This is a genomic window from Bradyrhizobium sp. Kon56 (assembly GCF_055807635.1).
Map to the genome: position 1 here is coordinate 1 of NZ_JBVVOU010000034.1, position 19,062 is coordinate 19,062.

A 19,062-nucleotide genomic window follows, 5' to 3' on the forward strand; every position below is an offset into this window, starting at 1 on the left:
TTGAGCTTTGGCAAGGCGATCGACTCGTTGCTGTGTTCCGAAGTGCAACGTCGAATGAAGGTCGGAGCTAACGCGCGATCCTGAATAGACGGCCGGTCTCGCCGCCGAGTTAGTTCGAGCATTGTGAGGCACCGCGGCCTGGCTGGTTGCCGACATGTCGCAGCGACGTCGTCACCGGGGCTCGCTACTGCGGTCCGGCGGTCTCTAAACGGCTCTTGCTCTGCCGCTCGCTTTGGTACGCTTTCTTCTTGTTCTTGCTTCTACATGTCGGAGCTTACTTCGAAGCTTTTCCACCTCTCTAAGCTCCTCCAGAAGCGCCTGGTGCCGTTCATTCAGAACAGCACTAGAAAAAATCTGACGCGTACTCGACATCACATGCCTCAGAAATGATTTGAAGTAAGAAGTCGACGAAAAGCGAAAGCTAAAGAATACTCCACCGAAGCTCAATGAACTGAAGCCGCAGCCGCCAGATGCTCCCAGTACTCTGCCTCTGCAAGCAGTTTCCAGCTTCTCTCAGGTTGGAGTGCGGCAGTCTGTCGGCACAGCAGCGCCATTGCACGCAGGCGGCGGGCAGCTTCCATTTCAACCTCCTCCCATGTTTTCCCCCAACATATTTTTTGTTTTTGCGATGGAGTCATCATGATTATATAACATAATCAAATTTCTCATTTAATGGCGGTCAATTTGGTTCCATTTGTAAGCCGACCGGGAACTGCTTTCGGTTTAAGCTTCACATGGATTTCGAATGCTTGCTCGCGGGCGCTGTTGCGCGCTCAAGTGAACGAGAAACGTGCGCGGGGCAGCTACACGAGAAACGAAGCTTCGTGCGCGAGCATCGGAACGTCAGAAATCCTAGCCGAGGACTCTTCTCGCCGCCGTCAAGGGCACGTGCGACGGCTACCGAGACAGTTATCTTTCTTTGGCTTTCAAGGTGATGGCAACCGAGACAGCATCAACAGGGTCAGAAGCAATAGATGTCGCGTGCCTGCTGGGCTTCGCTCCGACAGTTCTCATCATGGCGTATGTGGGCGGCCTAAGCGAAGGAGCCAACGGGTTGCGCAAGACTTTGCAGCAAACACGGTTGGGAGGATCAAGAAAGAGTATCAGGAGCGGGATTGGGTCGTGCTTCGGAACCTCTCCAGTGGGCTGCTCCTGCGTGATCTCGTGGAGAAAGAGAAATTGCAGTTCGTGCGCCATACGTGTCGTTCTCCGAAGTGAGTTCATAGGCATGGAGCCGGGGATTTATCGAGGGGTCAGTAACCTAAAACAAACGAGCCTGGATGCAGAAACCGCCCCATTAAGTCCCGAGGCCGTTTTGCTTGACTAGAAGCGAGGAAGCAATTTCTCGTCCTCGTGCTGAAAGCGCAATTGAGCCTGGTCCAGGTCGCGGCCCGCTTCAGTAGGGTTGGGCGGGGTCAGGCATCGGCAGATTCGGCGCCTTCGGGAGTATCTTCGACGGGTCGAACTGCGCGAGGATCTGCTTGCCCATAGCCACCGGATCTTTGAAAAAATCCAACGGAGACGCGGGAAATTGAAGCTGCCTGGCAGAGAGTGCAGGGCGTTGAAATCGGAAACGTCATCGACGCCAAGCACTACCTCCTCACCCTCGACGACGAAGTGCTTCTGGCGGTTCTTCAGAGCGGCCGCGGCAATGCATGGGTAACGCTCGATCCAATCCGTGCCATGCGCGATAGCGGCCGGCACGCGTTTGTCCGGGGATACGTCCTGCTCTCTTGCGAGGCAGCAAAGGATGGGGAACGACGGATGCGCTCGCTCTAAGGCAAGCTGGGCGATTTTAAAGCACAGGGCCATTTTTAAATAAATAAATAATATAATGCCAATTTAAATGTTGACCGATATTTAAAATAGAATTAATTTGAGAGTGCCTGGCGCCGGACGAACGCGTCTGGCCACCGAGAAACGGCTCCCGCATCCCGCCCCTGCTTACGCCATGAGATGTGAGGGGCCGTTTCTTGGCCGATGGTGAGGCGGATCATCCTCCGCATGGCTACGTTTTTATCGTCCCCACCATGACAGCAGCGGTGTTACTGGTTGAAATCGCAATTATTATTGTTCTCGTCACGATTTGACTGACGCGAGAAACTAACAGCCGATGAGAAGCGGCGCGCGATCACGCATGATCGTCTCAGTCAGCTCGCCGCATCGTGCGGTCGATTTATCTTGTCAAAGTGGAAAAATGACCCGCCGGTCACACCGGTCGTTTTAGTCGTTGCTCTCACGAGCTTAGACCGCATGCCGGCCAGTATCATGTAAGTAAGGCGCCGCCAGATCAGGTTCATAACGGCTATGAGTGCATTTAGCCGCTCGAGGCGGACTTCAGCGCGGGCGCAAAGCGTTCGGAGAATGTTGCGGCCTTGGCTCCCGGGCTGCAGAAAGAGCGGCCGAGATAATCGTTGAACACCCCACGAATGCGATCGCGAGTAAGGCCGCACCGAAAAATAGTTTCCTCATCTTACTCTACTCGAGAGGACGTCAATGCCGTTCAGTCTTGGAGGGCGTTGTTTCGCGTCATTGCGTGTGAGGCTCGAAACGGTTTCCTGCACGCGGTCGTGACTCAAGCTGGGGTTATGGCGGTAGGACCTGCGTTGTGCGCCGCGCAACAACATATGCTCCGAAAAGACCGATGGCGGAGAGACGGCCCCGGCTTCAGGGTTGGCTTTTGAGGTACGCCGGAGCCGCTCCGCCAGCTTGGGCAAGCTAGCGAGACAGCAACGGCGCAGTGAGGACACGGGTTCCTCGCCGCGCAGGTCAGGCGAGGTTTAATTGGCACAATGTAATCCGCCGCGCTTTATCTTCGTTTCTACCCTGCGGCAAGCCACAATGCCTCTGACACTGCGGATGATAGGCCTGGATGATTACACGGTTCACGAGGACCGGCAGCTAGTCGGGCGCATCCGCTACGCCAACGAATGCTCCCCGGGGTTCTGGTTGTGGACGTGCATCGTGACGCTTCCCGGTCCGCCGTTCGGGAAAGCTGGCTCACTCGATGAAGCGAAGGGGCGGTTCATGATCGCATGGGAGAATTTCAAGGCGAAGCATACGGCGGAAGAGTTGGGGAAGGCCTTCGCTGAGATGAATCGCGCCAACCGACCAGACCATTATCTGCGCTCAGTGCGTTAGCGCGTCGCATTTGATTGCGACAAAAATTCGCCGGTTCACACTGCGGGCCATTTCCAAGCCGACGAGTTCGTCCCGGCTGTGTAGGCGCCAGCAGTGAGATTGCTCCGGCTTCAGGCCGACTTTTGGGTGGCCGCGGCCGCTCAGTTAGCTCGCGAGGAGCCGGCAAGATTCTCAAGCTCCCTATCGAGGTGTTCGTTCCCTGCTGGTCCACCGTGGGAAATTGACGGGAGGGCGCCGGTTCACGTTGGCTGCCTTCCTCATGTGGGCAACATGACGCCTGTCCCAGTACAGGCGGTCATTCATCCAACTCGCATTTTGAACTAAATCCTAAGTTGGTGGGCTTTTCGTTTTTATCAGCTTCTGTCATGTGGCGACGGTCATTTAGGAGAGACGTGCGTGGCGACAGGTATTGTGAAGTGGCTCAACCAAAGGCTATGGCTTCATTCAGCCCGACGACGGCGGGAAGGACGTCTTTGTCCACATTTCAGCGGTGGAGAAGGCTGGCTTCAGTGGTTTGGCAGAAGGTGCAAAGGTGAGCTACGAGATCGTGAGCGATCGGGGCGAGCAGTCCGCAGGTAATCTGAGACGGTAGGCGTGGCTGGGACAGGGCCCGCCGGTTCGCACAGGCGGGCCGGGCGCTTTGACCACGTATCGAATTTAGTACTCGCTTTGGCGGCAATCTTCGGCGCTTTCACCGCTCCAGTTCCTTGATGGCGTCCTTTAGCAGCTCGAGAAGCCGGATTTCACATGCCCCCATGACGAACTGATCGGCGTCGTCAGGCACGACAATCTGCCCCTGCACGTGTCCATCATGGGATTGGATGATGAAGTCTCGGGCCTTGCACGCTTCGTTGCGGACGTTCGTTATCGCCTCAAGCGGACCCCATTCAATTCTGACAGCCATTGCTAACCTTCGCTCTTAGCGGAACGCGCGCGAGCTACTGCGGGTCATGCGAGTTGAGGAGCGGTAAAGCCGGCACATCGATCGGCTCGCCTGGCGGTCGATCAACCCGGTTCGCTTTCTTTCCGCTGACGAGGACACCAATATAGCCGTCACCCCGCCCTGCGATCATCAGCCAGTGCGGGAATGCCAAGGACATGGTCGCTGGCCTCAAAATACCGCGCTCACGGGCGCCGTAGGACAAACCTATTCAATCATTTCGCGATTGAACAAGTCAAACATTTAATATATTTAATAAATGCATTGTCTATTTAATTGCGAGATATCAAGAGCGCGGGGTGCACTTATGCCCTCGATAGAGTCTATGCACTTCGGCAGCACAGCGCCTTCCGACCAGCACCCCTATGATCGCGAGCCGGGTGCGCCTCCTGCGTGGCGTCCTTCGGCAGGTGGACCAATCGACGCCGAGCCGGAGGCCGCGAATGACACCGCGGGCGAATGGCCTCCGCTCCCGTTTCCTGATGGCTGGTACGCCACCTGCTGAGTTGTGACGCGGCGTCTGCCTATATGGTGCTGGCAACCGGCAAAGCCGGCACTTGAAAGCGTCTGCGGGCCGGCGGGGTTGCCAGTTAGCACAGTGGGCGAGGAGTCACCCAATCAGGATGATATGTAAGATACTCGACAGGCAGTGTCGGAAGAGGCGATACTCTTGAGGCGGGGTGATGGGCCTAGTCGCGTCATTTTGCATGTCTGAAGATGTACTTCGCTTCTACCAGTTAGCTGACGTGTGCAGGGAACGGACGGCGCAAGCCCGTCAGTCCCGTCGACGCGGAGCCGTGGCTAAAGCTTGCTGAGGACTGGCTCGAATTCGCACGAGCCGACCAGCAACGGCGCGCTTACGAGCCGCGCTGCATCCGATGAACAGCGACCAGAAGATCTGGCCGCTCGAGCACCTCCACCAGCTTGTCCAAGATGATGCGCTCGTTATTCCGGGGCCTCGGTTCTAAGTATTTTTCCAAAATGCGCTGGGCGTCACTCACAGCCTGAAGAGCTAGCTGTTCATCCGTCATCTGTTAGCCCCCAGTGGCCAATCAGAACGGAAGAACCTACGTGTAAGATAGTTCCAGATCCTTTATTGCCGGTTGATGATGCGGTGCTCACGATAGGTGGGGAGCCCCCGTCAATGGAAGCCATGCTACTGCTTCCGAGGCGAGGCCATTAGTCTTCAGGGGCATCCCATCCGCGTCCCAGTCTGGAATTTTGGGAGGCAATGGTGAAATCGGCTGCCCTGCCGGTGGACTGGCGCGAGGCTGCCAGGCCGAAGCATAGGGTCAGCGTCAACGCAGTCACCACTAGCAGCGCGGACATGAACTAGCTCACGCGCACCTCTCTCACGCCCGAGAGCGCGCATAGCCGAAGGCTTTGGCCGGAGCCATGCACCGCTGAATACCGACAGAATGACGATCCAGGTTCAGCCCTTCCTTCCGCACCTGCAATTCAAGCCAGTCGATGCCGGACTCGGCCTGAGCCGCCTTCCGGGCGCGGTAGTGTTTCACAATGGTCTGCGCGCTTCGGTATGAATGCCCAGTGATGTCGCAGGTCATCAGCAAGTCGCAGCCAGCCCGATCGAGCAGCATGACGCAGGTATCACGTAAGTCCTGGTCGTGCTTTGGTCGAGTTCGCTGGCGCCATTGACGAACATCAGCGTGGGGCAAGGCTTCAGAACGCCATGCTGTCTCATCGCCATTGCTGTCGCGTGCGGCCTGCGCCAATCCGCCAATACACGCTTGCGCTGGTCGACCGCTCGAGCGCGCTGCGCCCTATTTCCCTCATCGAGAGGAAGAGGGGCAAACAGCCGATCGATATTTTCAATCAGTTCGGCGGCCAGTCGCTCTGCGCGGATAATTGACTGGCGCGTGTTGTCGCGCGAGAAAGCCGAAGATAAATGCGGAATGCGAAGCCCCTTGCTCAAGCCCTACCACGCGAGGATCGTGAAGTTCACTCCCTTCAGGGCAGTCGAGCTGCACAGCCTCTACGCTCGTTCGCTAACGCAGGATAAATCGGGTTCCAGTCACTCCTCGGGGGTCCGCTCCCCCGCGGCTCGCCGTCGCTGCGATTGAGTGCTCGGAGGCGACTGCAATGCAGGTACAGCCGAGGCGCGTCGCTCCGCCTCTTGGACTTTAAGCCGCAGATCTTCCAGCTCTGACAGTTGACAAACGAGGTCGTTCAACCGTTGGACAAGAAGGATCGAGCTATAACCCTGCATCAACGCCCTCCTGAGTCTGCAGCTATCCAGACAGCAAAAGGACCCCAGCCTCAGGGCGGTGAAGCTGGGGCTATCGAGCCGCCTTGGTGAAGGCAGCTGCCCCTTGGGGAGGCACGGGAAAACTTGGCAATCAGTAAGTCGTTCCAAGCCGAACAAAATGAGCCTTGCCTTGGGGCAGTGGGGAAAGCTGGGGCCCGACTGCATCGCCCAGTTGGGGAGAGGAATCGGGCAAACGCGGTAATTGGCGAGCCCGTACCAACCGCCGTGCCTCCGAAAAACGTTAGCGGCCCCTGTCGTCCTTGCCGTCGGGACAGCCATCGCCGCCGCCGTTACCCCACGGCTCGCTTTTTGCTCGCCTCCAAAAGCGCGTGTGCCGGCGAGTGGGTCGCTCGATAGGCAGTGTCGACCGATCGAAAGCGCAGCCGGACGGCTGTAAATTAGATTGAAATTCCATATTTAATATAGTTTAATATAGAAATTAAATGACGATTTTCAGAGTTTTGGGATCATGCCTCATTCTCCGTCCATCGTGCCTCATCCATATCCACGTGACGTCTATCTTGTGCTCGAGGATTATGGAGGTGGGCTCGGCCGTGCCTGGAGCGAAACCTCCGAAGACGACACTGGTCGAGCGACGCTGATGCGCCAAATAATGGAAGGTCAATACAAGCACCCTGCTCGGATCGTGGTCTTCAACACGGTTGAGGGATGGTCGCGTGATGTAACCGTAGAGATCGCAGATGAACTGCGCCGCTGCTTTGTCGAGTTCGATGACATTGCGCCAGCCGCGTTGGAATTCATCGAGAGAATCGGAAGGAACTGACTGTGGTGCGCAGTCGTGCCTTGCTTTGGTTTGCGCTAATCTCACAAACTTATCCGAGATGAGGACGATGAGCGGCAGCACGAACAAACAAGCGACGACGTGGGTGTGAGATAACCGCCTGGTGCGGCATAAGACCAACCCTTCTTGTGTTTGGAGTTGCCATGTCGGTGGGTTATGGTCGCGCTGTTGAATGGGACGGAAAGATCCTGACAGGCTCGGTGGTCGTAAATGGCGTGACGACCAAAGTGACTGCGGACCGAGCGATCATCCATGCGTATGCCGCGGGATTCAGCGATGCGCTCAGTTGGGAGATTGATCGCTTTCGGATAGAAATCTTTGAGAAGCTGATGCCATTCCTCCTTCGTCAGAATAGTTGACGGTAAGCTATGACCTCGCCGCGTGTCGGGGATTTTTCGGCAACGATGCTGATGAACTTCCGCTGCCGTGCACCTTACCTGACTTCCGGCAAGCAGATATCGTCATAGGATTAAAAGAGGCGGAGCATCAATCGATGGTCGAACGCCGCTTTCCTGGCCATCGCGGACCGGGTCCAGAATTGGCACGTAGACGATCTCGATGCCGCAGAGCCCTGTGATGCCCTGCCGCACCTGGAGCTGGCGGTCGCGAACCTGATCGCTATGTTGCGAACGGACGACCTGCGGTCCTAAAGGCCCGTCGGCGAGCCCGAGGCAGGAACGGTAGGAGACGCGGGGCAGCCTCCGCTCGATGGCGAGTCGTCAAGGTCCACGTTCATAGTCGCCAGGATGTAGCCGAAGGGTGAGCGCAAGGCATTCAGTTCCTCGACCTCGATCTCCATCCGTATTCCCCATGCGGAATCGTTGCGGTGATCTCGACGTCATTGCCGGCCGACACGCGCCAGGCTGCCACCCCGAAGCACAAGGTCAGCGTCAGGGCGAGGGCAAGCAGAAGCATAGAGACGAAATGGCTCACGCGCGTGTACCCGCAAATCTGAAACCAGTTGAGAGCGTGCACAGAGGCGCGATTCGGAAAATGCAGACGATCTGACGCATCGGCCGTTTTCCCCATCCTTACACGGGGCCAAAAGCGCTCACGATCCCGATCGTGATCGGCACGAGCGCGACCATCACCCACAAAGCGGGCGAGCTGGAGGACAGGCCAACGACCAGTATCAAAACACCGATACCTACGAGGGCCGCTGAGATTGCGTAGGCGACTGCCTTTTCCATCTATCGATCCACGACAACAAGGGATCGGTCGCACAAGGACTCGAGGCAAATCGAAACGTTCCTTTCTTGATTTAACTCGGCCATAAAATCCTATTTAATGCTAGTTTTTCAACTTAATTTCGCCAAATTAAAAGGCGCTTTCTGCGCGTCGGGGCAGGGCTATTAACCCGGAGTCCTGCATGTTCACTCGAGTAGTCGTAGCTTTATTGCTCGCTTTTGCGACATCCATTTCATCTGAAGCGCGCCCCTTGCGCGCCGCTTTGCCACCTGAATGCAACGTGATTATGCCATGCGACTTTTCATCTTCGCTGGTGCAGGCGCAGAGATACACGAGACCGGCACCGCGCCTGCAGCGAGGTGCCGTTGCTAGCCTACGGATGTCTGTGGCCAGCTCAGGGGCCTTAAGTAGTGAGATCGTTAGCGGTCGTCCGGCCGGTTGCCCTCGATCGTTCTGCGGATGTGGTGCGGCGATCCGAGTGTTTGGTCGGGTAGTACCGGAACTGAACCTCGCAGCCAATTGGCTGCGCTTTCCCCGCACCTCGCCAGCACCGGGAATGGTTGCCGCGCGACGTGGACACGTCTTCGTCCTTGAACAGCACATCGCTGGTGACATCTGGAAGGCGTACGATGCCAACTCAGGTGGGCACGCAACGCGAATTCACCCGCGCTCCCTGCGAGGGTACACCATCGTCAACCCTCATGCGGCTTAAAGCCATCGCGCAGCGTTCCCGTTAGAGTTTTCTCGCCACGTTCCGGAGCATCCGGTTCGCGGCTTCCGCTCAAAAACAGGGCCGCAGCAGTTTTCGCTGCGGCCCTGAAGTTGCAACTTGATTCTGCGCCGGCTTGTTCTCGCAGTTTGTCCCGAACACCGAGGTTGATAGGTCCGCCATCATGGGAAGCTTCAATGCAGCCAGGGCGTTCCATGACGATCATTGGTGTTCACATCAGAACGATAGAATTCGACGATGCGGTGCTTCATTGAGACCCGGACACGATAACCAGCGGATATCCACGCTCTCGCTTGAGGACCTGCTCTCTTCAGTGTGCTCCACCACGCAGTGAAGGTGTAGGCCGATCTCGGCAGAGGCTTCCCCAAGATCGCTTCAATTTCTGAAAAGGTGAGGCGGAGACTTTGACCGTTCTCCGTTCGCAGCCTTTCATGCAATGGCTGGTAAATCGACCTCGGCATGCGAGCACCATATCGACAAAATGGGCCGGCTGCCCGGCATTGGAATAGCAGACTGGTGCATATAGAGCGCGGAGGCAAAAGGCATTATCATTCAGGTCTGCAAGACCTCGCGGAGCCTGACGCAGCGACGTCTCTTCAGTGTTCCCTTAGCTCTAGGTCTCTCAGCAGCACGTGGAGAAAGTCGCTGGCGTGGTCATAGCGTTTACGACCATTCACGATCTCGCGGGTGCGCGGCTCCAGTGTGCTGGCGATGGCTTCAGCGCCGGGTAGATCAGCCTGGTGCGACCACTGCTGTAGCAGCCGATCAGGAATGCCTTGAGCGGATCCAGGCAGCTTCAACACACAATAATCGCCATTGTGCTTGTGATCAGCTTTCGCATAAAGAGCGAATAACGCTCGAAAGGCATTACGGGAAACGGCAGGTTTTGCCATTTAACATCCCCAACGTAAAATCGACTCACTTTAAGTTTAGAAATCTGACGCGTTAACAAAATAAAATCCAGTGTAATTTAATCGCTTGCCCTCGAAAAAGAGGTCATCAGAACTGACGTAAATCGAAGCACTGTGCGTCACAGCTCGCGCCGCCCTGCATCTCCGATACCCTATGCTGCTACGGGACAATCGACCTTAGCAGGCGGCCGAGTAGGATGGGCGGGGCAGGGGCTGCCCCGCAAAATTGCTACCAGACCTCGCAAGTGACTGAGACGAACCGATGTTCGCTCAACCCGCTCCCGAAGTCGCTCTCGTGCGCATGATCAGACAGTCGGTCTGGCGCTGCCCGGTCAATAGCGCGCGATAGATCTGTCCCGATCGAGGCCAGTCAATTTGCATCGGCTGCGGCGACCCACTCGATCGGGGTGTCGCGACCGCAGGCCGGCACCTAGCCGCTCGATAGGCATTGTCTGGTCGCCATTTCATGGCTTGACGTAGGTCCATCCCTGCTCCTGCAACTGCATCACCCTAACGACGCCCGACCTCACCACTTGGGCTTGGGCAACGATCGGAATGTCTTTATTTTCGGCCTTTTGCATTTTCTCTTGCGTGTTTCCACAGGCTTTGAATGATACTTCCGGCGTGCTCAGAGCCATTTCCTCAATTCGCGCTTTCACCGGCGATGTGTCATCGCGGAGCATATGGAGGCCGGGGCCGAAGGTAATCACCTCCACTTTCACTCCTTCACCAACCTCCTTGTAGTATTGCGCGACGTTGAGTGCATTGTTCAATGCAAGATTCATTGACGCGGAGTCGCTTGTGTTGACCTGAAGGATTAAGCGGTGCTCTTTCTTGGCAGCAGACGATGGCGCGATGCGCGCCAGCTCAAATTGTTTTGGCGTCGCCGCCCGCGCCGATGAATTCGCGTGCGTTCTTGCCGCGCCATGTGTTGAGGCTGCAGGCAAACTGGGCTGTGCCGAGAGCAGGCGAGTCTCCTGTGCCGCGGAACTAGACAGCCCGACCGGGAGCGAGATGATTGTCGCGATCATCGCTGTGATAATCTTCGGAAATTTGTGCATTATGTTGTTTCTCCAAGCAAGCTGAGGTTCATGATCAATTGTTGGGCTTCGCGATCGCGCGTGGCCATTTGCATGTTGCCGCCAATTTTGCACGTACGCTCTCGATACCATCGAGAGCGAACACTGCACCGGCGCTAGTCCCCGTTCGGCGTGACACATGCACGGAAAGTTCGCTGTGGCCTGGGATCGATTGCAACAGGCGAACGACATCGCCTTCAAGCGCGACACCGCGTACCGACGTAATTGTTGAGACCTGAAGAGGTGGATCATCATTGATGCGCAGGGATAGGGTGTAATCCTCGCGACGGCCCGACAGGCCGGCTCCATCAAGCAACACTTCGGTCAGGCCGCCGCGACAGCGTATCGACAGGCTCATTGCTGCGTCCCCTTGAGATGGTAGTGTCGCCTTGATGATCGATGAATAATCAACTGGCGAGGTGGTCTCGCTGACGATCCACGCCCCGGCTCCATTTGCGGGCCGATCAGAGACGCGAACCGGCGCCATAGGGTCTTCGGCGCCTCGGGCCCGAGCGAGGTCATTTGCGATCGCGAGCGTCACGACGAGAGCGATCAGGGTGAACGTCATTGCGCCGCCTGGCTCGAACGCGGCAGACGATCGAGCCAGGCCTGCGCCGCGGGAGAACGCGTCAGGCCAGGGACCGTCGCCGCCAAGTTGATCGACTTCCATTTCGGATCGAAACCGGGCTCCTGCAGTTTGTTGATCCGCGAGAACAGGCGGTCAACAAAGCGCGCCACACGATTAAAGCGATTGGATTTGATCGGCCAATTGAAAGCGACCAGCACGGTTGGAACGGCAATAGTTGTCACGCGTTCCCCCTGCCTGATCAAGTTTGGATAATCAGCTGCTTCCAGCCAAGATGGCAGATAATAATCTTCGAACTTGCTCTCGTAGGGGACCGGCAAGAACTTGAAGCCGGCATCCCAGCGACCACGTATGAATGCATCCACCGGCTTCGATGTTATGAAAACGACGGCGGCCAGCTCACCCCTGCGCATTTGTTCCATCGCAACCTGATGGGGGATGAATGCCTTATCGACCTCGATCCCCAGCCGGCTGAAGATCAGCGGGCCCGAATAAGCTGCGGCGGTACCTTGGGTGTTGAAATTGACCTTCTTTCCGACCAGATCACTCAAGCTCTGAATTTCGGGCCTGACGAATACGTGCAGTTCAGATGGAAACAGGTTGAGCACATAGGTGATCCGTCGCTGGATGTCCGGCACTTGGCTCTTGTACTCGTCAAGTGCGTCGGAATTGATGATTGCTGCATCAATGCCCCGCAAATACAGCAGCGAATTGACGTTTTCGGTTGCGCCACGGGTCACGATGGGCAGCACGTGGAGGTCCGTTCCATCATCGGCCACTCGCGCCATTTCCGCGGCAAGCCGAATGGGAGCTCCTTCCAGCAGACCTCCGGCTATTCCGACAGTCCAATCGTTCATGGCCGCAATTTCCGCCCTTGCATGATCCGCACGTGCCCGCGGAGTCTGCTGGGCCATTGCTGGGCAACAGCCCATGATCAAAAGCGGAGTGGCTATCACGATGAGGAGAAACCAAGAGCGTATTCCAACCAGCTGCTTCATCGATCCGGCTCCCCAGGAACGTCTACTCTGTTTTGTCCGCTGCGCTCTTCACTTCGACACGTAAGTTTAAGTTCGATCTGTCGATACAGCGCACGACCATTTGTCTGCACCGATGCTGCTAATGACCAAGTGCGTCGAATCGCTCCCTTGCCTCCTTGACCCCTCCGGCTGCTGCTCTGGCGTAAAGCTCTCGCGCCTTGGACGTGTCGCCGCGCGTTCCGCTCGCGCCCCATTTTGCAAGCAGGCTCGGATCATACGTTTCCGCGAGGGCGAAACTTGCCGGTGCGCTCCCTAATTCAGCAGCACGCTCCAGGACAACTCGTGCCGCGCCAATATCGCCTTGTCGAAGCAATCCGGTTGCGCGAGCGATCAATCGCACGAGTTCGGCGGCGTTTTCGTTCCGGGGAACCGGGGATGGCGCCTTCGGCTCAGCTGCTGTGACCACGAGCTCTCGCGCGAATTGCGCGGGCGGCGCCTGCGGCGATCCCAGCAGCAGTGTTCGGAGCAGTTCCCTTGTTGGCGAATTGCCGGCTCCGCCTTCGCCCGACACCCCGGCGGGTAGCCACGGTCCGATACTCGGGCGCGCTGCGGCAAGTTCTTGCTCATCTCGGCCGGATTGGTTGCATTCTCGCCGGAGCCGCTTTTTCAACTGTTCGGCTCGATCATCGTTTGCCGCGGCTTGCGCTTCATAGGCGAACAGCGTGGAACGAGCCAACGAGAGCTCTTGCGCCAGCGCATCTGCTCTTTCGTGCTCCTCCTTTAATGAGAGCTTCAGTTTAGCCGAGGTATTCTCCGCCGTTCGTTTGGTCTGCACCGTTTCTTCGGTTGCCTTCGCGATCTGCTGGGATCGGTTGTCGAGCTCGATTCGCGTCGTCGCGAGCGTCTCCTCCAGCTGTTTGGTACGATCGTGCTCCTGTCGGAGGCTTGCCTGTACCTGAGCCTCCGCTGCCTCTTTTGCACTGATCTCTGCGGCTTGTCTGGTTACCTCTGCGGACTGGGTCTCCAGGTCGTGATGAGCGGCTGTCAGATTCTGCTCCAGCCGGTTTGCCCGATCTTTCTCCCGCTCGACAGCCTGTTGCAGCTCTCTCGGATCGCTCTGTGCCCGGCGTTCGGGTTCGCGACCCTCTGCGCCGATTTCGCGGCTTAGCCGTGCCTGCACTTCGAAATCGTTGCGCGCCTTGACAAGTTCCCGTTCCAGACGCTGCGTGTGCAAGCGCTCCTCCCGGAGCGATTTCTGGAGCTCATCGGTTTCATTCTCGGTGGCCTCCGCAATGCTGGTCCATTGCTCGCGTGCATGCTGCAACAGCCCCAGCACGGTATCCTGCTCCCGTCGGCATGTTCGAAGGTCAGCAGCAAGGGCCCGTATCCTCTCCTGTTCTGTGGCGAGCACTTGCCGCGATCGCTCGGTATTGCTGATTGTGGCTTGTGCGAGCTTCAGGGGTGTCGTGTCGGCAGATGGTTTCAGCCGCGCCGCGCGCCACCCTCCCGAGCCGGTCGTGCCGCGCAAGTGCGTCGCCATGACATGGGCGTCGCTCGCCGGCCGATTTGGCTGCTGCGCGAGAACGGGTATGGTCAAAACCGATATTATCGTCAGGACAGTCGGTGCAACCCACGCCGACCTTGTTGCGCAGGTGCGCGCACAGCTACGAACACAATCCGAGGCAATCCACACGTCTGCGCGGCGAACGGGCGATCCAAGGCCCGACCCTGCCTGCATCGACGCTTGTGCCCACATCCGCGACATTAATGCGTCAATCCGTTTCTCAATTTCAATTTACCCTCAGGCAAAAATAAACCATATTTTATTTTATTCAATCATTTATCGCCAATTAAATGTTCGGCCGATGCTGCCGGTCGCTTGAGAAGGAGATCGTCCAATGCTGCACCGACTCCCCTCGCTGATCATTGCGATTATCACGAGCGTAGCTGTACTGGCCCTGGCCCAAGCAGGCGGCGCAGTGGCGGGCTCCGCGGGTGCCGGCACTGGGACGGGCACGGGCAGCGCCAACACTGGTGGGTCAGCTCCGTCCGGCATGGGTACAAATGCGAGCAGCGCCAACCCTGGTCCATCGGCGCCTCCAGGAATAGGGACACGAGACGTTGGTACCGGTGCAAACCTGAACCGCACCAGTCAAACCAACAGCCCGGACGTTCAACCCACCACGTCGAAGTCGCGGGCGGCGGCGAGGCCAAGAGAACTGCCTGCGCTGGCCACGCTCAAAATGGTCTGCCGATCGGAGCTTTTGGCACCGGCACGAGCAACGAGGAGCAGATGATCGTTGGACCGTCACCTAACCGAAAAATACCGGCAGCGAAGGTCGACGGAAATATCGCTGGAATAGTTGGTAGGGGCTCCAGCCTTTCGGACCAAGTGAGCCGGCCGCGCGCCGCACGAACTGGGGAAAAAGTGCTGGACGCCGCTGGACGCCAAAGTGCAAGTCCAACGGCGAACGACAGTTTCGCATAAGCGCATTCCCGCCTCAGAAAACAGAACTCGGTAGTCTGAGCGGACCGAGCCGGGCAGCCGAGCGCGCTTTGGCGTCCCTGCTCAGGTCTGCGCGCCGCCCGACGAAGGCGCCGGCAGGGCTTGGTTCTCCATGGGGCGCCTTGAAGAGGACTGACGCCCGGCACACGGCCGAGTGGGATTTGGGCTAGGCGAGAGCATTCACGCGGTTATGCGAGCGCTCGATTCCGCGGCATTCGGATCACGTCCGATCGGTCGGAGCGAGGAGCCAGCCGTGCATTGTTCGAAATGCTCGCGAAGCATGTCATTAGCCAAGTGCTCCCAGAACTCAGCTTCGGCGAGAAGCTTCCAGCTTCGATCTGGATGATGCGCAGAAGTCTGTCGGCACAGCGACGCCATCGCGCGCAAGCGGCGTACGGTCTCCATCCACTCCTCCCATTATTTTTCCCCACCTTATTTTCTGTTTTGCGTCATATTAATTATGATTATACCGGATAATCAAATTTGCCTTCCGTGGCGCGACTACCGAAACGATTTGACGCGAACGACTTTCGGCTTTGCTTTCAAATTGTCTTTCAGATGAAGCGCTGCTTCAAAAGACTAAAACAGATAAAAAGTCAGGCTTAAACCAACTCAGGTGCGGGACATGATCCGCAGCATGCCGCTCGTGGATGGTCTCGGTCAGAGCCGGAAAGGGACGCCGGATCCAAGTGCAGCACTTTTCCCGACACAGAGCCTTCACTCGCATCGGCCTGCCTTGAAACCCCGCTGTGCGCACGCCTCATTGGGGAGCGATCGGGCGGCTTGGAGCTGTGCAAGGGTTATCGGAGGCTTCAAGGTCGATCCGTGAAACGATCGTCTTCGAGTTCGCTGAAATTACGCGCGCCGCTCGCCATCATTGAATCCGCGTGCGGCAACTCGTCCCAAACCGGGGCCTACGCATCCGTGACGCCGGCCCTAGTCTCGCTCTTTCTCCGAGGCTTCGCCCTTCCGCCCTTCGCACTTGCTCTCGTAGCCTGTGCAATTGGGCAAGCAGGCTAACGAGCTCCATCGCCGTTTGACGCAGAACAGCCAAGCGGCTGCAAACCCCACTACTCACTACAATACCCCCAAACAGGCCCTTGCAGGATCAGCGATCGGAAGCGTTAGTTTGCGCCGACCTGCCGGTGTGACGCTTAACTTACGGTTCATGAGGGCGTCAGTTCGCTTTACGGCGATAGGCCAAAATATTTCGCATCCCTCCAGTAAGCCCTGGCAGAAATAGCCGCCAAGACAGGAATCTGGATGAACGCTGCGCCATGATTGAGCGCATCCAGCCCGTACCAAGACTAGTCGGTGCGGCAACCATGCCGCAACAGGTCAACTCCGCACACGGGGCGTCAAATGAGGCGGTCGGCCCAAACTCGTGTAATGCTAGTCAGTTCGGCTCCGCGTCTGTACCGAAGCCCGCTACGCATCAGCACAGCGGCGCTTCCTCGAATAATTCCCCGGGCCGCACGACCGGCTCATCGACCCAGGCCTCGCGAGCGAACCAGTTGTGATTGGCGCGACAGACCGGGCAACGAGTATTGCCATAAAACACAACGCTCCGCAGGAAAGCCTCACGGTCCGACCTAATACCAGTAGGAATCGCGCGACCGGTTTGCGGACATTTGACCATGATCATTCCCATGCGAGCCTCCCTAGGAAATTATTATTCGTTGTCGAACGAAAGAGAACCGGCCGGCTGGAGCGCGTCGTCATCTCAGTGTGGGTTACTTGGGGGGCATCGCACACTGGGAGTGCTTGTTCGAGCAGGGCGGGTTGCTCGTGACGACGTTTTTCCAACCGGCCGGATCGCTGCTTGAGCGATTCCTTGGACGCCGCCGCTCTTTGGCTCGACAGCGCGGGCGTTGATTATTCGTCTCTCGAAAGCTCCTGGGGCGCCACTGAAAATGGGCCAATCTGAGCGGGTGTGAGTTTTGGGCGTGCTATGCCGCTCGCGACGAAGACGATCATGTCGCCCGTGATGGGCAAATTGGCTAATTCGATCACCGGTTTCACTCCACTCTCGTCAGCGAGATATTCGTCGTTAGGATTTAATCCTGCAAATTAAGCCTTGCGCTGTCGGTCTGGTTTGCGACTCTCGTCAAGTTTTATTTTTGCTGTCCTGCACGCAGGAGGCCAAGATCATCGCGGCGATTTCTGCGATGTTGTTCTCGGTAGGCTGTTATTTCTACGCAGGACCCGCTTCTTGGTATTTGAATGGTTGCATCCGGTTCAAACATGAAATAAATATTGATTATATTGAAATCATATAAATATCGTTGTTAATTGTTGTCAATGACGTAAGCTGTTTTCGTCATTTTCTTGGTCGGAGGAGACGATGCGGGAATCAGTCCAGAAGAAGCGCAACTCCACCTCGGCTGCGAAGCAGTTGGCTCAAATGCGCGAGAACCTAGCGAGCATCAGCGAGAGGGAGCGCGTTCTAGGAGAGCGGAGTGCTGCTCGCGAACTTTACCGCTATCTGCTGGACTCTCACCGGTTGACCGCGCCGGCGACCTTTCTCGGAGGACAAGTGTTGAATATTTCTCCATCTGGGGTGAACGAGGGTGGTCAGCTGGCGGCGTGACCCGGGGCCGTATGGTCATTCGAAACGAATCTCAGTCAGGCGATGTGCATCCGCACTGAAGGTGGATTTGCACCGCTGCAGCACGGCAATCAAGCCGAATTTCCTCGGCAACTGCAGCTCGTTTGAACGCGCCGTGGACAGGACATTGCCGGATGTTGTCGCCACCGCGTCGACACGGCGGCGAAACAGATATCGTTGCTATCGGGAATAGCCATGCTGGAAAAAACATCGGCAGAGATGGTGTTGAGACCCGCCGCGGGTGCAATCTTCGCGCTGGTGGACGGTCGATCAGTGCTTTTCAGCGAGACAAGGCAGAAGCTCTATGAGTTGGACCAGCTAGGGGCATTCATTTGGTGCAAGTTGGCACAAGGTGCTTCTTTGGAAGACGTCCATCAGGAGCTCGGGCAGCTAGGCATTGGCGAGCGCGCAGCGCGCGAGTTCACGTGGCAGGCGATGAACGTCTGGATCGATCGAGGGGTGCTCGATCTCGACTGGCGAATGTCGGCCGATTGTGCCTTCTCAACGGTTCTTGGTCAGCGCAGGATCAGCGTCCGGGCTGCAAATCGGGAGCTCTCGCAACAGTTGATTTCGCTATTTTGTGTTACGGACGACAGCGGCGAGGAGGAGGATATTGCGATCGAGACAATGATGCTCGGCGATCGGGTATTCTTCCGCGGGAATGACGGGAGCATCCATAGATGTGAAGCCGCAGCTCTGGCCCCTACAATCAAAGCTCACATCACCGAGCGACTTATCCGAAGCAATCAGTGGGCTTTCGCGCTCCACGCCGCTTCTCTTGCAAAGTGCGGCATGGGCTTACTGCTGTGCGGCCAACCGGGAGCCGGCAAGTCGACTCTTGCACTAGAATTGGTAGACGCTGGATTTCAGTATGCCGGCGATGACGTTGCGCTGATTGGGGCTGACGGAACGATCTGCGGCATCCCATTTGCCCTCACCCTCAAGCAGGGATCGTGGCGGTTGCTATCCCGACTGTATGGCGATTGGAACGACGTGACGCACCGCCGGTCCGATGGCGCCGAAGTGCGGTATTTGCCGATTCCGGATGCGCACAATGGGAGCCTCTCTGCCAAGTGGATCATCTTTCTGAACCGGGTCGCAAGCGGCCCCGTCGAGCTGACCCCCCTGGATCAGCTTGATTCGATCAAGCGGCTCATTGAGGGCGCTTTTGCCGCAGACGGGAAGCTGTCGCAGTCCGGCTTTTTCGCTTTGAAGCGGATTGTTGCGGGCGCACGATCTTTCCAACTCATCTATTCGGAATCGGCGCAGGCTCGACAGCTGCTGATGGACTTGTGCGATGACAAGGCATAGTGCGGCACTGACAAGCC

The 19,062-nt window shown here is 57.3% G+C and carries 20 protein-coding genes and 1 pseudogene; 7 read left to right on the forward strand and 14 right to left on the reverse strand.

Going from position 1 to position 19,062, the window contains the following annotated elements:
- Positions 1-2,841 precede the first annotated feature (2,841 nt).
- Both AC0L3B_RS33015 and AC0L3B_RS33020 read left to right on the forward strand, forming a co-directional pair.
- Positions 2,842-3,141 (forward strand): hypothetical protein, encoded by a 300-nt coding sequence (locus AC0L3B_RS33015; protein WP_026233247.1) that lies wholly within the window; start codon positions 2,842-2,844, stop codon positions 3,139-3,141.
- 396 nt (positions 3,142-3,537) lie between these two features.
- Positions 3,538-3,733: pseudogene (locus AC0L3B_RS33020) on the forward strand (cold-shock protein).
- 99 nt (positions 3,734-3,832) lie between these two features.
- Here the strand turns inward: AC0L3B_RS33020 and AC0L3B_RS33025 are convergent.
- From AC0L3B_RS33025 to AC0L3B_RS33045, 5 genes are all read right to left on the reverse strand, one after another.
- Positions 3,833-4,045, reverse strand: a complete 213-nt coding sequence (locus AC0L3B_RS33025) for a hypothetical protein (RefSeq protein WP_018456774.1) — start codon at positions 4,043-4,045, stop codon at positions 3,833-3,835.
- A gap of 893 nt (positions 4,046-4,938) precedes the next feature.
- Positions 4,939-5,112 (reverse strand): hypothetical protein, encoded by a 174-nt coding sequence (locus AC0L3B_RS33030; RefSeq protein WP_162847236.1) that lies wholly within the window; start codon positions 5,110-5,112, stop codon positions 4,939-4,941.
- Between the two features lie 321 nt (positions 5,113-5,433).
- Positions 5,434-5,646: a hypothetical protein gene (locus AC0L3B_RS33035; RefSeq protein ID WP_085409711.1), complete on the reverse strand. Its 213-nt coding sequence runs from the start codon at positions 5,644-5,646 to the stop codon at positions 5,434-5,436.
- Positions 5,646-6,014: a hypothetical protein gene (locus AC0L3B_RS33040; protein WP_143273771.1), complete on the reverse strand. Its 369-nt coding sequence runs from the start codon at positions 6,012-6,014 to the stop codon at positions 5,646-5,648. The genes AC0L3B_RS33035 and AC0L3B_RS33040 overlap by 1 nt, the downstream gene beginning before the upstream one ends.
- Before the next feature lie 772 nt (positions 6,015-6,786).
- Entirely contained in the window at positions 6,787-7,212 is a 426-nt protein-coding gene (locus AC0L3B_RS33045) for a hypothetical protein (protein WP_157642985.1), read from the reverse strand.
- A gap of 80 nt (positions 7,213-7,292) precedes the next feature.
- On the opposite strand from AC0L3B_RS33045, the gene AC0L3B_RS33050 reads away from it, so the two are divergent.
- Positions 7,293-7,508 carry a hypothetical protein gene (locus AC0L3B_RS33050; protein WP_018456770.1) on the forward strand — a complete coding sequence of 72 codons (216 nt, stop codon included), beginning with the start codon at positions 7,293-7,295 and terminating at the stop codon, positions 7,506-7,508.
- A 672-nt stretch (positions 7,509-8,180) separates the two neighbouring features.
- On the opposite strand, the gene AC0L3B_RS33055 is transcribed toward AC0L3B_RS33050, so the two are convergent.
- Entirely contained in the window at positions 8,181-8,339 is a 159-nt protein-coding gene (locus AC0L3B_RS33055; protein ID WP_018456767.1) for a hypothetical protein, read from the reverse strand.
- 179 nt (positions 8,340-8,518) lie between these two features.
- Here AC0L3B_RS33055 and AC0L3B_RS33060 point away from each other — a divergent pair, with 179 nt between their 5' ends.
- Positions 8,519-9,049: a hypothetical protein gene (locus AC0L3B_RS33060; RefSeq protein ID WP_240543176.1), complete on the forward strand. Its 531-nt coding sequence runs from the start codon at positions 8,519-8,521 to the stop codon at positions 9,047-9,049.
- Here the strand turns inward: AC0L3B_RS33060 and AC0L3B_RS33065 are convergent.
- From AC0L3B_RS33065 to AC0L3B_RS33095, 7 genes are all read right to left on the reverse strand, one after another.
- Positions 9,030-9,272 (reverse strand): hypothetical protein, encoded by a 243-nt coding sequence (locus AC0L3B_RS33065; protein WP_204510837.1) that lies wholly within the window; start codon positions 9,270-9,272, stop codon positions 9,030-9,032. The genes AC0L3B_RS33060 and AC0L3B_RS33065 overlap by 20 nt on opposite strands.
- The gene (locus tag AC0L3B_RS33070) at positions 9,241-9,528 is read right to left on the reverse strand and encodes a DUF7662 domain-containing protein (RefSeq protein WP_433994716.1); all 288 of its coding nucleotides are present in this window, start codon (positions 9,526-9,528) and stop codon (positions 9,241-9,243) included. Before AC0L3B_RS33070 ends, AC0L3B_RS33065 begins: the two co-directional genes overlap by 32 nt.
- 135 nt (positions 9,529-9,663) lie before the next feature.
- Entirely contained in the window at positions 9,664-9,960 is a 297-nt protein-coding gene (locus AC0L3B_RS33075; RefSeq protein WP_085349058.1) for a hypothetical protein, read from the reverse strand.
- Positions 9,961-10,442: 482 nt separating this feature from the next.
- Positions 10,443-11,039 carry a DsrE family protein gene (locus AC0L3B_RS33080; protein WP_085349057.1) on the reverse strand — a complete coding sequence of 199 codons (597 nt, stop codon included), beginning with the start codon at positions 11,037-11,039 and terminating at the stop codon, positions 10,443-10,445.
- Between the two features lie 34 nt (positions 11,040-11,073).
- Positions 11,074-11,625 carry a hypothetical protein gene (locus AC0L3B_RS33085; protein ID WP_085349056.1) on the reverse strand — a complete coding sequence of 184 codons (552 nt, stop codon included), beginning with the start codon at positions 11,623-11,625 and terminating at the stop codon, positions 11,074-11,076.
- Positions 11,622-12,641: a TAXI family TRAP transporter solute-binding subunit gene (locus AC0L3B_RS33090; protein ID WP_247410991.1), complete on the reverse strand. Its 1,020-nt coding sequence runs from the start codon at positions 12,639-12,641 to the stop codon at positions 11,622-11,624. The genes AC0L3B_RS33085 and AC0L3B_RS33090 overlap by 4 nt, the downstream gene beginning before the upstream one ends.
- A gap of 118 nt (positions 12,642-12,759) precedes the next feature.
- Positions 12,760-14,217, reverse strand: a complete 1,458-nt coding sequence (locus tag AC0L3B_RS33095) for a coiled-coil domain-containing protein (RefSeq protein ID WP_247372050.1) — start codon at positions 14,215-14,217, stop codon at positions 12,760-12,762.
- Between AC0L3B_RS33095 and AC0L3B_RS33100 the strand changes: the two genes are divergently transcribed.
- Positions 14,210-14,503 carry a hypothetical protein gene (locus AC0L3B_RS33100; RefSeq protein ID WP_143273084.1) on the forward strand — a complete coding sequence of 98 codons (294 nt, stop codon included), beginning with the start codon at positions 14,210-14,212 and terminating at the stop codon, positions 14,501-14,503. The two genes, AC0L3B_RS33095 and AC0L3B_RS33100, sit on opposite strands and share 8 nt — an antisense overlap.
- Before the next feature lie 2,058 nt (positions 14,504-16,561).
- Here AC0L3B_RS33100 and AC0L3B_RS33105 read toward each other — a convergent pair.
- The gene (locus AC0L3B_RS33105; protein WP_473381730.1) at positions 16,562-16,777 is read right to left on the reverse strand and encodes a hypothetical protein; all 216 of its coding nucleotides are present in this window, start codon (positions 16,775-16,777) and stop codon (positions 16,562-16,564) included.
- A gap of 693 nt (positions 16,778-17,470) precedes the next feature.
- On the opposite strand from AC0L3B_RS33105, the gene AC0L3B_RS33110 reads away from it, so the two are divergent.
- Together AC0L3B_RS33110 and AC0L3B_RS33115 are read left to right on the forward strand one after the other, a co-directional pair.
- On the forward strand, positions 17,471-17,716 hold the full coding sequence (locus AC0L3B_RS33110; RefSeq protein ID WP_085349051.1) for a hypothetical protein: 246 nt from the start codon (positions 17,471-17,473) through the stop codon (positions 17,714-17,716).
- Between the two features lie 213 nt (positions 17,717-17,929).
- Positions 17,930-19,045: a serine/threonine protein kinase gene (locus AC0L3B_RS33115; RefSeq protein WP_247410995.1), complete on the forward strand. Its 1,116-nt coding sequence runs from the start codon at positions 17,930-17,932 to the stop codon at positions 19,043-19,045.
- Positions 19,046-19,062: the final 17 nt, after the last annotated feature.